Annotated in this window: 11 protein-coding genes; 3 read left to right on the top strand and 8 right to left on the bottom strand. The window is 54.6% G+C overall.

Going from position 1 to position 13,468, the window contains the following annotated elements:
- Positions 1-7 precede the first annotated feature (7 nt).
- From H6B15_RS01490 to H6B15_RS01475, 4 genes are all read right to left on the bottom strand, one after another.
- Positions 8-1,387 (bottom strand): ABC transporter substrate-binding protein, encoded by a 1,380-nt coding sequence (locus tag H6B15_RS01490; RefSeq protein ID WP_204645328.1) that lies wholly within the window; start codon positions 1,385-1,387, stop codon positions 8-10.
- A 70-nt stretch (positions 1,388-1,457) separates the two neighbouring features.
- Positions 1,458-2,312 (bottom strand): carbohydrate ABC transporter permease, encoded by an 855-nt coding sequence (locus H6B15_RS01485; RefSeq protein ID WP_204645327.1) that lies wholly within the window; start codon positions 2,310-2,312, stop codon positions 1,458-1,460.
- 15 nt (positions 2,313-2,327) lie between these two features.
- Positions 2,328-3,260: a carbohydrate ABC transporter permease gene (locus H6B15_RS01480; RefSeq protein ID WP_243424220.1), complete on the bottom strand. Its 933-nt coding sequence runs from the start codon at positions 3,258-3,260 to the stop codon at positions 2,328-2,330.
- A 40-nt stretch (positions 3,261-3,300) separates the two neighbouring features.
- Complete coding sequence (locus H6B15_RS01475) at positions 3,301-4,323, bottom strand: zinc-binding alcohol dehydrogenase family protein (protein WP_204645326.1); 1,023 nt, start codon at positions 4,321-4,323, stop codon at positions 3,301-3,303.
- A gap of 244 nt (positions 4,324-4,567) precedes the next feature.
- Here H6B15_RS01475 and H6B15_RS01470 point away from each other — a divergent pair, with 244 nt between their 5' ends.
- Positions 4,568-5,530, top strand: coding sequence for a LysR substrate-binding domain-containing protein (locus tag H6B15_RS01470; RefSeq protein ID WP_204645325.1), 963 nt, complete (start codon positions 4,568-4,570; stop codon positions 5,528-5,530).
- A gap of 165 nt (positions 5,531-5,695) precedes the next feature.
- On the opposite strand, the gene H6B15_RS01465 is transcribed toward H6B15_RS01470, so the two are convergent.
- On the bottom strand, positions 5,696-7,606 hold the full coding sequence (locus H6B15_RS01465) for a sigma 54-interacting transcriptional regulator (RefSeq protein WP_204645324.1): 1,911 nt from the start codon (positions 7,604-7,606) through the stop codon (positions 5,696-5,698).
- Positions 7,607-7,691: 85 nt separating this feature from the next.
- Complete coding sequence (gene garR, locus H6B15_RS01460) at positions 7,692-8,660, bottom strand: 2-hydroxy-3-oxopropionate reductase (RefSeq protein ID WP_204645318.1); 969 nt, start codon at positions 8,658-8,660, stop codon at positions 7,692-7,694.
- A gap of 839 nt (positions 8,661-9,499) precedes the next feature.
- On the opposite strand from garR, the gene H6B15_RS01455 reads away from it, so the two are divergent.
- Positions 9,500-10,129 (top strand): hypothetical protein, encoded by a 630-nt coding sequence (locus tag H6B15_RS01455; RefSeq protein ID WP_204645317.1) that lies wholly within the window; start codon positions 9,500-9,502, stop codon positions 10,127-10,129.
- Between the two features lie 95 nt (positions 10,130-10,224).
- On the opposite strand, the gene H6B15_RS01450 is transcribed toward H6B15_RS01455, so the two are convergent.
- Entirely contained in the window at positions 10,225-10,959 is a 735-nt protein-coding gene (locus H6B15_RS01450; RefSeq protein ID WP_243424219.1) for a hypothetical protein, read from the bottom strand.
- Between the two features lie 5 nt (positions 10,960-10,964).
- Positions 10,965-11,924, bottom strand: coding sequence for an HTH domain-containing protein (locus H6B15_RS01445; RefSeq protein ID WP_204645314.1), 960 nt, complete (start codon positions 11,922-11,924; stop codon positions 10,965-10,967).
- A gap of 623 nt (positions 11,925-12,547) precedes the next feature.
- On the opposite strand from H6B15_RS01445, the gene H6B15_RS01440 reads away from it, so the two are divergent.
- Positions 12,548-13,306, top strand: a complete 759-nt coding sequence (locus H6B15_RS01440) for a DeoR family transcriptional regulator (RefSeq protein WP_204645313.1) — start codon at positions 12,548-12,550, stop codon at positions 13,304-13,306.
- Positions 13,307-13,468 lie beyond the last annotated feature (162 nt).

The following is a 13,468-nucleotide window of genomic DNA, read 5'->3' as shown; positions in this document are numbered from 1 at the left end:
GCCTTGCTTACTTGTTGGCCAGGTACTCCGCCTGGTAGCCGTCGATTGCTTCGGCCCAGCCGTTGACGCAATCCTGTGCGGTCATGTCGCCCATCAGGACAGCCTGGAAGTCGGCGGTCATATCGTCGGTGATGAAAGTGGAGAAGTCGGTCAGCCAGTACGGGTTATCGATCTGGTAGTAGTTGGGATCGGTCAGGTAGCTGGCGTACAGCATCATTTCGGGATCGCTGGAATACCAATCCTGTTCCTGAACCTGGACGTTGCAGGGAACGCGGCCCAGCTGGCGGCACAATTCGCCTTCCACCTCGGCGCTCAGCAGCTGATCAATGAGCCACACGGAGCCGCTGTAGTCCTTGTCCTCGCCCTGGTTGGGGATGCAGTAGATGTTGGGCTGCAGACCGGAAGCGAAGTAGTGGCCCTGGTCGTTGGCCAGAACGCGGGCGGCGGCAAAGTTGCCTTCACCCAGGTTCTCCAGATGGGTGGCTTCGGAAGAAGAGTTGTGAATGATATACATGGAGACGCCGGAACCGAACTCGGCCACGATCTGGTCGAAGTTGTTGTTGATGGAGTCGCCGGAGACCCAGTTGTTCTTATAGATGTTGGCGTAGGTGTCCAGTGCTTCGGCAAAGGCGGGATCGCTCAGGATGCAGTTGCCCTCGTCGTCGAACCAGGAGCCTTCATAGCCCAGGCCGTCGGTGTAGGTCCACAGCCAGGCAACCAGGCTGTCGTACGGACGCACGCCGCGCAGGCTGTAGAAGTACTTGGAGTTGGCGGGATCGGCAAACTGTTCGCACAGCTGCAGGAATTCGGACTGGGTTTCGGGCGGGGTGATGTTATTTTCCTCAAAGTCCTTCACATTGTACCAGGCCACTTCCTGGTTGTAGGCGAAGGGCAGGCCGTACAGCACGCCGTCGCCCAGGGTGCGGGTGCCTTCCAGCAGCTGATCGTCGATATACTGGTAGTTGGTGATCTGGTCCACATAGTCATCCAGAGGCAGCAGGGAATCCTGTGCGGTGAAGGCCGCAATGTTGGAGAAGCCCAGGCTGACCACGTCCGGCATGGTGTTGGTGGAGACAGCCATCTGGAACTGCTGCTGGAAGTCGGCGAAGGAGAAGCTGGTATACACCACTTCGTACTGGTCCTGGCTGGCGTTCAGCTCTTTGAAGTAATCCTCAAAGTAGGCGTCGGTCACCGGATCGGCAGAGTGATACCAGAACTGCAGGGTTTTCTTTTCGCCGGTGGAGGCAGTGGAGGCGGTGGAGGCCGCTTCGTCGGTGGCGGTGCCCGCGGTGGACGCGGAGCTGCCGGAACCACCGCTGCAACCGGTCAGCAAAGCAGCAAACATGGCCATGCTCAGCACGCCGGCGGTCCATTTGGTCAATTTCATGTGTATGTCCTCCTTGTTCTTCTATTGTCAGGCGTTCTGATCCGAACGCCCGTTTCCTTGGGTGGGGGCCTTATCCCTTCACGGCGCCGGAAGTGGCACCGCCGGACAGGTGCTTCTGGATGAAGGCAAAGATGATGATGACGGGCAGCAGGGCGATGACGCAGCCGGCGGCCAGCAGACCGTAGTCGGTGCCGTATTCACCCTGGAAGACGTTCAGTGCCAAGGGCAGGGTGTACTTGGTACGGTCGGTGATGAAGGCGGTGGCGTAGACGTACACGTTCCAGGCATTGATGAAGGCGTAAGCGCCGGTGGCCACGATGCTGGGCAGCATAACCGGGATCAGAATGCGGAACACCGCGCCCAGCAGGGTGCAGCCGTCCACCTGGGCGGCCTCTTCCAGCTCGTTGGGAACCGAGTTGTAGTAGCCCATCATCATGAACATGCAGAACGGCAGGTTGGTGCAGGTGCAGATCAGCACCAGGCTCCACAGGTTGTTGATCAGGTTCAGGCTGACCATGGTCTGGAACAGCGGGATCATCAGCACAACGGCGGGCAGCATCTGGGTGACCAGCATGAGCACGTAGACGACCCCTTTGCCCCGGAATCTGTAGCGGCTCATGGCGTAGCCGGCCAGCAAGCTCAACAGGGTGACGAAGACGGTGGTCAGGATAGCCACAAAGAAGGTGTTCTTGACGTTGTTGCCAAATCCCATCTTCTGGAACAGGTAGATGTAGTTTTCAAAGGTGGGATTCTGGGGCCAGTACTGGATGGGGATGCTCAGCACGTCCACGCTGTCCTTCAGCGAGGTGTTCACGATCCAGTAGAAGGGGAACAGGGTGAACACCAGAAAGACGGCCAGCGGCAGGTACAGCAGCAGCACGCGGGAGCCCGCGGCAGACAGATTGCGCTTGAATTTGGTATCCATATTGTGCGGCCTCCTTTATACGTTTTTGCCCATTTTGCCGAACTTGATATACACGAACGCCACAACCAGCATGATGATGGTGGACACCACCGCCAGAGCGGAAGCGTAGCCGTAATCGTAGCTGTTGGTGAAGGTGCGCATGGTGTACAGTGCCAGGGTGGTGGTTCCGCGGTTGGGACCACCGTCGGTCAGGGCAATGATCAGGTCAACGGCGTTGAAGGTCCAGATGCAGCGCAACAGGGTGGTGAAGATGATGGTGTCCTTGATCATGGGAATGGTGATGCGGAACATCATGGTGGGGGCGTTGGCGCCGTCGATGCGGGCGGATTCGTACAGGTCGTCGGGAATGCTGACCAGCGCGGACATAAAGCTGATGGTAAAGAAGGGAATGCCGCGCCATACGTTGGCAATACAGGCGGCCAGCATGGCCATGGATGCGCTGGAGAACCAGGATATGTTGGTATCGATGAGCCCCACACGCTGCAGCAGGTCATTGATGACGCCGTAGGTCTGGCCCAGCATCAGGTTCCAGATGATACCGACCATCAGGCCGGCAACAGCCCAGGGCACCAGGGCCAGGGCGCGGACGATGCCGCGGCCTTTGAACTTGCGGGTCAGCAGATAGGCCAGCCAGAATCCCAGCACGCACTGGAACACCACGCTGATCACGGCGTACACCAACGTGTTGCCCAGCGTGCGCCAGAACAGGTCGTCCTTGGTAAAGATCTGGATGAAGTTTTCCAGGCCGATGAAATGACGGTCATTGGGCTTGGTGATCTTGTATTCTTCCACGCTCATGATGAACACGTTGATGATGGGCCAAATCATGAAGACCAGCACAAAGGCCAGCATAGGGGCCAGCATCAGGTAAGGCGTTGCCAGCTTGCGGTAATGCAGGCGCATGCCCTTTTTGGAAACAGCGGAGATGGCGGTTTGGTCCTTGCTCATGGGTTTCTTCCCTCCGTTTTTGCTTTCTTGTGCGGGGTGCTTACTCCACCCGCAGCAAAACCTTCATAATGTTGCCGTCGTTGTGCTGCAGCACCTCGAAGGCATCGGCGGCGTCGGCCAGGGCGTACTCCCGGCTGACCAGTTTTTCCACGTCCACCAGACCGCGGCACAGGATGTCCACCACCTGTTCAAAGTCGGCGGTGTAGGCGTTGCGGCTGCCGTAGACGTTCAGTTCCTTTTTCAGCAGGATGGAATGGAGGAAGGTGGTTTCGCGCTTGCCGTTGCCGATGAGGATGATGGTGCCGGCGAAAGCCGCCTGCTGGATGCACTGCAGGAAGGTCTGGGGCAGACCGCAGCATTCCACACAGACATCAAAGCCGTTGCCGCCGGTGATTTCGGCGGTAAAGCGGTCCACATCCTCCTGAGAGGCGGAATTGACCGTGCCGGCGGCGCCCATTTCCCGGGCAACGGCCAGGCGGCCGTCCAGAATATCGGCCATGTACACTTCGGCACCGATAGCCCTGGCGCTGAGCATGGCAAACATGCCGATGGGGCCGGCTCCCACCACCAGAACCTTGTCCCCGGCTTTGACATGCCCGCGGGAGATTCCGTGATGGCCGATGCAGAAGGGCTCCACCAGGGCCAGCTGGCGGGCGCTCAGGCCGCGGCCCGGCACAATGCGGGAAACAGGCATGGTGATGTAATCCTGAAAGGCACCGTCCCGCTGCACGCCCATGGTCTGGTTGTCGGTGCAGCAGTTCACAAAACCGCGCCGGCAGGAATAGCAGTGCCCACAATTGAAGTACGGGTTGCAGGTGACAATGTCGCCGGGGTTCAGACCGCGGTCATTTTCCGGCACGGAGACGATCTGGGCACTGAACTCATGACCGGGGACGCGGGGATAGGTGGTAAAGGGCTGGTTGCCGGTAAAGCTGGCCAGGTCGGCGCCGCAGATCCCGCAATACTGTACCTTCAGCAGCGCTTCTCCGGCACCGGGAACGGGCTGCACGGCGTCTTTGCGAACTTCGACGATTCCCGGTTCCTTGATCACAACTTGATTCATCGTTTGTGTTTCCTCCCTGTGGAATTCTCTTGCTTAACTGCCTTCAGGCCGCCTGCCATTCCCTCCGGCTCCGGCGGTCAAGGTCATCTTCTATCTAGATTATAGCCACATCTTTTGCCCGATTGGAAATATCAACCCAACTATCACGGTATAACTGCAAAGTTATGGAGCCTAAAAAACACTTTACAAAGCGATTTTTTGCTTCTATAATAATAATACTTGCCAAAGGTGGTGGAAAAATATTGTGAAAAATACCATGTTCGACCAACTGAACTATCTGATGGTGTTGGCAGAGGAACAGAATATCACACGTGCAGCCGACCGTTTGTTCATTTCGCAGCCGGCGCTGACCGTATACCTGAACCGGCTGGAGCGGGATCTGGGAGTACGGCTGTTTGACCGCAGTACCAACCCCATCCGCATTACCGAAGCCGGCACCTATTATATCTCCGAGCTGGAAAAAATCTGCAACATGCAGGACCGCCTGGCCCGGGACCTACTGCAGTTCAACAGCGACCCGGACCTGAAGCTGAACCTGGGGATCGGGCGAAACCGCGGCACCATCTGGCTGCCCATGACCCTGCCCCGGCTGCAGCGAATGTTCCCGGACGCCGAGATCAGCGTATCCGAGGACCGGGACGTAAATATGATCGAGAAGGTACTGCACGGAGTGCTGGACATGGCCGTGGTAGAAACCTATGTGTATAACGCCAAGCTGTCCTATCTGCGCCTGCCCCAGGAATTCCACCTGTTTTTGGTCCCCCGCAGCATTCCGCTCATGAAATCTTACGATCTGACAGGAAACAGCATGACCCATCCCCTGGATGTGGATGCCGAACGGCTGAGCAACGAGCTGTTCATCTGCCCTAGTGTCAAGGGCAGTATGAATCGCCATACCCAATGGATGTGCACCGCCTACAATTTCCATCCCAAGCGTACCATGTTCATTTCCAACGCGGTAACCGTTTATCAGATGGTGGCCAACGGCATGGGCATTGCTTTTGAGAACGCAGCCTATTCCCATTTTGTCCACACAGAGGAAAAGCCGGTCTTTGTCATGCCCGGCGGCAGCCCCACATCCTTCCGAATCTATGTGGTATTCAACGCCAAACGCATCACTCCCCTGCACCGCACCTTCATGCAGCTGCTGCACGACGCCATCGGCGAAACCTTGTACGGCCGCAAGTTCGAGATGGAGTACATGTAATCCCTTTCTCAGATAAACAAAAAAGTGCTCGCTCCCCTGACGGGGAACGGGCACTTTTTCACATCTTTTGTAGCCAGAACAGCAACCAGTTATAAATCGCCTTTGCACATAATTCTTTTCACTGAAAGTTGCCGCAAAGACCTCTCATAACACGATTCTTATGAATCAGTATTCTGCGTCGTCGCCCTCTGCAGGGCTGATGCCATACTTTTTGATGCAGCGCCACAGGGTCGTTTTGCTGATTCCCAGTTCCTGGGCCACCTTGGTCCGATTGCCATGGTATCGGCGCAGAAGCTCTGCAATCTGGTCAGCTCTGCGGTCCCGGTAGCGCACAATCTCCTTGGTACAGGGGTCCAAACGGGGGCTGACCTGTTCCAGCTGGCTGCGCAGAAAGACTTCATCCACCGTACGCTTTTGGGTCATCAGAACCGTGCGCTCACAGATGCTGCTGATCTGGTCCAGATTGCCGGGCCAGTCGTACTCCTGTAAAAATTTCCGTGCCCCCTGGCTCAGCCTTACAAACCGTTTGTATCGCTGCTGCCACAGGTCCAGGTAATGGTCTATCCATTCGGGAATATCCTCCCGCCGCTGCCGCAGGGGCGGAACCTGCAGACTCAGCGCCGTAAGAGCATAATAAAGCTCTCCGCGAAAGCTGCCTTTCTCCACCATGGCAACGAGGTTGGCTCCGGTGGAAGCTATGACCCGCACGGTTGCCTGGCCAGGCCGGTTGCTGCCATTGTGCCAGAACTTGCCCCGGATCAGGCAAAACAGTTTATACTGGGTTTCATAGGGCAGGGCATCCACATGGGCCAGATACAGCGTTCCGTTCTCCGCCAGTTCTGCCATGCAGGGATTGTCCCGGCGGCTGGTGTAATTGCCAAAGAGCATAGCGTCCACCGTTTCGGGCGGCCAGGCACTGCAATCCACAGACACAAAGGCATTGGCGCGCAGCAGGCTTTCATTGTGCAGACACTGGGCCAGCAAACCCTTGCCGGTGCCGTTTTCTCCCTGCAGAAGAACCGGTGTACTATACCGGGCAATGCGCTTGCCAAGATCCACCAGCTTGCGTGTGACCGCGCTGCAGCAGACATAATTCTGAAATCTGCATCCCGCAATGCAGCCCCGCTGGTACAATTCCCGGCGCAGCTCACTGTCCATACGGATAATGCGGTCGCCTTCCTGCAGGGTCAGCAGAACACCGTCGCTACCTCCGTCCACCCGGATGGGATTGATGCTCACCATCAGTGCCCGGTCCTGTTCGCCAGGCACCACCGTATAGCTTTCCTGCCCCTGAAGCAGCGCCGCTTCCAGGGCGCCGGGGTCCAGGGCAGGCAGCAGTTCGGTCACCGGATGACGCAGAACCCGATCCGGTTCCGGCTCTAACAGCCGGTACGCCGCCGCATTGGCCCGGCGGACCGTTCCTTCCCGGTCTACCTGAAGCATACCGCTCTGGGCGCTGTCCAGCATGACATTAATCTCGGCGCTATTTCGTTTTTCCTGGTCAATGGCCTGGCTGGACAGATTTGCCATCTCCAGAGCCGCCCGCAAACTGTCCGGCCCAGCCGGCAAAAAACGGCTGGGCACTCCCAGTTGCCGGGCCTGCTCACAAACAGTGCGGCCCCCAATCAGCGCCAGAGCCCCCTCTGCCACGGCATTGGCTACCGCTTGGGTCAGCTCGGCCCGGTCCTGCACCAGGTACGGAACCAGGCGTACCCCAAATAGTTCATTGAAGGCCGACAGGTCCGGAAACATATTGGCAATTCCCACCAGCCCCAGCACCGGGCAGTCGACGCCCAGTGTCTGTTTGAGTTCGTTCACCGGGCGGGCAATCTCCTGCATGGTGGCACGAATTTCCACCAAGGGCAGCGACACGCACCGGCGGAGCAGCGTTGCCTGCAGACCGCGGGCGATGATCAGGTCGCACCCCTGCTGCTGCAAGGTACTGGCCCGCTGCACCACCCGGTCGGTGGAGATGTATTCCACACATAGCGGTGTCAGGTGTGGAAAATCAGGCAACATGGACGTCAAAAGTTCACAGCTGTCCGGATAAGGCGCAAAAATGGCAATTTTGGCCATGGTGGAGCATCCTCCTGTGCGGCCCGCAGGCCGTTCTTTTACCTACAAAAGTAACAGCCTCACCCCGGTTTGTCAACCATTCGCCTTACCGGCCCAGCTTCAGCCCGGTGAGGTGCTCATAAAACTTGGCAATGGCGCTGTGGTCATTCTGACCGCAGCCGTTGTTGTGCAGCCACTGCAGTACTTCCTGCACTTCGGCGGTCATGGGCAGGGGGGACCCTACCATGTGGGCACAGTCCAGGGCATTTTTCAGGTCCTTGATGTGCAGATCGATCCGGAACCCGGGCTTATCATTGCCTTCCAGCATCATGGGCGCCTTGGCGTTCATGACAGTGCTGCCGGCCAGACCGCCTTTAATGGCCTGGAACACTAGTTCGGGGTCTACCCCCGCCTTCTGGGCCAGGGTCAGGGCTTCCGCCAGGGCTTGGATATTGCAGGCCACAATGATCTGGTTGGCCAGCTTGGTGGTGTTGCCGGCGCCCACTTCACCACAGCGCACCACACTGGAACCCATGGCGCTCAGCAGCGGCTTGTAGCGGTCAAATACTTCCTGTTTGCCGCCCACCATGAAGGACAGAGTCCCGTCAATAGCCTTGGGCTCACCGCCGGACACCGGTGCATCCAGCATCTCGATGCCGCGCTGGACCAGCGCCGCGGCTACCTCTTTGCTGGCCAGGGGATTGATGGAACTCATATCGATATACACGCTGCCCGGATGCATATGGGCAGCCACGCCGTCCTCCCCCAGCATGACCTGCTTGACCTGAGGGGAGTCCGGCAGCATGGTCAGTACCACATCGCAGGTTTCCCCGATCCGCTTGTTCTCGGCCTTCTGGGCGCCCAGGGCCACCAGTTCATCGGCAGCCTTGTTGAAGCTGCTAACCGTCAGGTCATATCCGGCTTTGAGCAAATTTTTGGCCATAGGCTTGCCCATAATCCCCAGACCGATCATTCCGATTTTCATACAATGCACCTCTTTCACGGGCCGCTGCAGGGCGGCTGTATTGGTTTTGGCTTTATTATAAAAAAGCCGCCTGCCAGCGGCAAGACGCAATCTGCACAAATTCCGTGCCGGATTTTGCCAAGGCCGCCGAAATTTCAATTTTTGAAATCAGTATTTCATTTTATGGAACATTCTGTCCGTTTTTCCTGCCGCAGAATCGGCAGCGGATATATGGATGCACTATCAAAACCACCCGCTTAGCCGGTGGCTTGAGTAAGCCCTAGAAGGGCATCGTACCGGCAAGCTTCTCAAGAGGCACTGAAAAATCCGCCACTTGCATCATTTGCCCTACAGCCCGTAAACGGGCGCTGTTTATCCAAGATCAGCTTTCTTGACAATAGTAAAGTTGTTGATTTTTTCTCGCTTCGCTCGACGCTTGGAGCTAAAGCTTTTTTACTCTCCCCAGCAGAGCTGGGAGCTCTCATTTTGCTAAAGCATACAAAAGAATAAGGGCAAGGACGTTTCCGTCCTTGCCCTTATCTGGCGGAGCATCAGAGATTTGAACTCTGGCGGCGCTGTTAACGCCCTATCGCATTTCGAGTTTTGTGTCCCCAATGCCCTTTGTGCTCCCCCAGGGTCAAAACAGGCCGTTTCGTCCCGCCCATTTTGGCCACGCCACGCGAATTTTCCGGGCACTCTCCCATAAAACCGCGTGGGTACAAGTAAAAGTATAGTACCACCCCTTGGGGCGAAAAGCAACGCCTTCCGGGAAAAATGCAAGATGCCGTGCAAGATAACCGGCAGGGCATTTGGCCCGCCGGGGCTGGTTCCGGCTTTTTGTCCCGGCGCAAAATTTCCCCGCAGGCGAGAAAATCACTCCAAAATTCAAGAATCTTGTCGTACAGATACGGTTTCTCCGGGTCCGAATATCATCAAAGGAGAATCCAACCATGAACGAACAAACCATTACACAGGACCGGCTGGCAAAGGAAATCGACACGCTGCTGGCGCCCTATCCCGATCCCATGAGCCGCAACGACTTCCGCATCGCCTGCCACATTGGCACCCGCACCTCGCTATACCTGCTCCAGAGCGGGCTTGTGCCCTGCCTCCACACCGGCAAGCGCACCCGTTGCTACAAGATCGCCAAAGCAGACGTGGCCGCCTACCTGCGCCGCCGTCTCACCGAACCGGAGCATTACGCTCCTCCCAGCGGGTGGTATAAGAACTATCCCCAGCACAAACCGCCCGCCGTATCCCTGACCCGCACTCTCGACTACGAGATCGCCAGCCGTCTGCTCCTCCGCCGCCATCTGGAACAGCAGCTGGCCGACGCCCCCGACGTACTGACCGTAGAGCAGATCGCCCGCTTCACCGGCTACACACCCCACACGGTCAGCCGTTGGTGCACTGAGGGCCGCCTGCGCACCATCCGGCGCCGCCCACGGTTTATGGTGCCGAAAACCTGGCTATTGGACTATCTGGTATCGGATGATTATAACAGGATCACGAGGAAGAGTGGGAAACATTATGGGATGATACAGGAGGTGGAACAAAACATCAGTCCCAACAAGGGATAATCCATTCTACTCTGCCAAAAATGCATGGCCGCATAATAATGCTGCCATGCATTTTTCACAATCATTCTTTGCTACAACTACCCAAAACCACTTTATTATAAGTACATCCTACGAAGCTGCTCAAAAGCTTCTTCCTTACTCATCGGGACACCAATCTGTTCCAGATTTAAATTTTCCTCTTCCATTCTCTTCAGGAATTCGGCTATATCTGCTTGAATTACATTTCCGACATCAATTTTCGCATTCTGCGGAACGATCTGTAGCAGTCTAAAGACATCCAGCTTGTGCTTTCGAAAATCGTGACTGTTTACATGTTCACCTGCTTCTTTTCTGCGACGCAAATCCAGCCAAGCGTACATTTTGAAAGGGATTAAACATTCTGCTCCCAAGAGTGTAACTCCCTCAACCTGCGTACGCCCCTGCATCATCAACCTGTAGTAATTATCATCCAGTAGGATAGCGGAAAGACTTGAGGTCTCATCATCAATATGGATTGGTATGATGCCCTGCGGTGTTTCAAGGTGGTAATCCGGGTTACGGGAAAACAGCTCCATCTGAACCGGGAAATCCGGCCTCTGCGGTTCCGTGAAGCGGTAAAAATGAACCGACTCGCTATTTTTCCAGCCGCAGCGATATCCACCCATCTTGATGTATTCCCAGAACTTGTGCCCGAATCCTGGGAAATCGCCCTCCAACACAAGAATCATATCAATATCTTTCGTAGCACGAAAATCCAAACCAGCTTCCGTCAACAGTACATCACAGGCCGCACCGCCAATGACCGTATAGCAATCGGGAAACTCTCGGAACTGTTCCACAAATGATTTCATACCCTTTACCATTCTATTTCCTCCAGCATCATTTCCAGTTCTCCTTGAACTCTTTCATCCGTGCTCCGCCTTAAAGAGCAGTACAAAGAAATTTTATCAACTCTTCCTTTTTTGGCAAATGGTTCAGGTGAATATTTCCACAATTCCAGCTGGACACAACCATCCGTGTTCTCCCACACCGGGTCCACCACCGTAAAAGCCTGCGCAGAGATTTTCTTTTTATCACAAGCGTATACCTCCATATGCGGAGGATTCAGCATCGAGTACTCTGACAAACAGCTTTCTCCTGCAAGCCACACGGCGTCCGGTAGATCCTGGCTTCGGATTACCACCCGTTTCTGTACTGGATCAATCAGATCTTCTTGGACAATTTTCTTTAGGTCTGCCATTGGATTCAACAATATCGGACTGCGCAGACTATCTCTTTTTTGCAATACTCCTAGCGCATCTAACTGTTCTATCGCCCGGGTAATACTGGTTCTGGTCAGGTTCAACTGTTCTGCCAGATTGCTCTTACTAATTCCAAGCGATGTTCTGTGGTAAAACAGATACAGAAATACTTGTTGCGCCGTTGCCTGAAGTCGTCCATAGGACACGCTTTCTTTTCTAAACGCATGCTTTCGCAAACTAATGCTCAGAAAAGGCAGATACACCTGGTTAGGCAACATAATAAAAGGAATCCCCTTCTCTGTCATAGCCTTGCGCTGGTATGGTGTCATGCTTGATAGGTTCAGAGCCACCGTCATATTTGCTGCCTTTGCTATTTTTTCCACCTGTCCGGCAATCTGCTGGATGTTAAACCTTCCATCCAACTGCATAGTCACCAGCATAAACTTGACAGAACCAGTCGAAACAACATCAAAGTTTCTTCCGTATACCAAGTACAGCGGGAGCTGATTTTTTCCCTCCCAAGGAGTTATCTGAATCGGAATGCCGAGCATTTGTTCCAGTTGGATCGACTCCATAGATGCTCCTCCCTTTTACTCTACGAATTCAATTTCGCTAATAACATTTTTTTAATAATAACATATTTTATGTGATTATACAATAACATGTTATCTTCTTATTGTATTATTACTCTTTATCATCTATTTTCTGAAGAAATCCGCCAAAGAATCAATCTATGTCGCCATTTATTGTAAGTATAACTTTGAATGATTGGCGAAGTCTGTATAACAAGGCCCAGCTTTTTCTAATCATTATTCTAATAATCATAATTAGCAAATAATTAGAAGCCTAAAAAACCGGTTGATATCCTGTAGAAATAGATTCGTACTTCCGGCCATTACACAACTTTGAGCGTTATTGAATTAATGAGCGGATAAATTACTCTATCCCGCATTCCGGGTCGCTCCAAAATCACCACTCTATTCTCTTTTTTCAGAAGGCCTCCCTGCCATTAATAGCCTTTTTCCCTGTTTCGCCATACCATTAATAGGCAGGCGGCGTTCATATCAAAGCCAGCGTTGTCTGGTTCAATCAGCATCTACCCGTTTTGCTTTGCCAACCTTTGCTCCTCCCCTTGCAATCACATAAAAAATCTTGTAGGATAAAAACAGCAAATTGCCGCAAAGTGAGGGAGCGCCAAGTGCTGTATCAGGAACGAGAAAATTATATTTTGCAGCAGCTTCAACTTCAGTCCACCGTCAAGGTCAGCGAGCTGAGCCGCCAGCTGCATATTTCCGTAGATACCGTGCGCCGGGACCTCAAGACCATGGAGCAGAGCGGGCACATCCGCTGCGTGCGCGGCGGCGCCTGCCTGCCGGAATCCCGGGTTCTGTTTTCCGATTTTACGGGGCGGGAGATCATCCACAGCGACCTCAAACGGGAAGCTGCCCGCAAAGCCCTTTCTTATATCAAGGAGAAAGATGTGGTAGCGCTGAACTCCGGTACCACCAACACCATCGTCGCCCAGGAGATGGTGGCTGCCGGTCTGCGCTGCACCGTTGTGACCAACAACTGCGCAGCCCTCAATGTGCTGATGCAGTCCCCCACCATCCGGGTCATTGCCGTGGGCGGCATGCTGGACCCCCAGGAACGCTCCACATACGGCAGTCTTTGTGAGCAGAGCTTCGGACAGTTCTACCCCGACTTGGTCCTGCTTTCCATCAATGCCCTCAACTACAAGGACGGCTTTACCGATTTCCGGATGAACGAAGTTGGTGTCATTCAGCTGCTGGCTGCACAAGGCCGCCAGGTGGTGGCAGTCATGGATTCCAGCAAATTGGGGCAATGCTCCAAGCGAAAGGTCCTTGCCCTCGAACAGGTGGATTTTGTGGTCATGGATGACCACGTTCCCCCGGAAATCCGGGAAAAATATCAGAAAAAAGGCATCCGCATCCTGTGATATTGCCGTTTTACGCCGTAAGAGCTTTTCTGTGCTTCGTGCCGGAAACGCTCTTACGGCTTTTTTACAGATTCTTTGCCGCCTCTTGCTTGATGATGCTGCATTTTGCAGCGTATAATGCAGCTGTGGCCAGCAAAAAGCCGCACTCAACTGCAAAAGAAT

It is taken from the genome of Gemmiger formicilis (assembly GCF_016900095.1).
Classification (GTDB): Bacteria; Bacillota; Clostridia; order Oscillospirales; family Ruminococcaceae; genus Gemmiger; species Gemmiger formicilis_A.
Note: the sequence above shows the minus strand (reverse complement) of the source record. Positions and strands in the feature narration are given on the sequence as shown.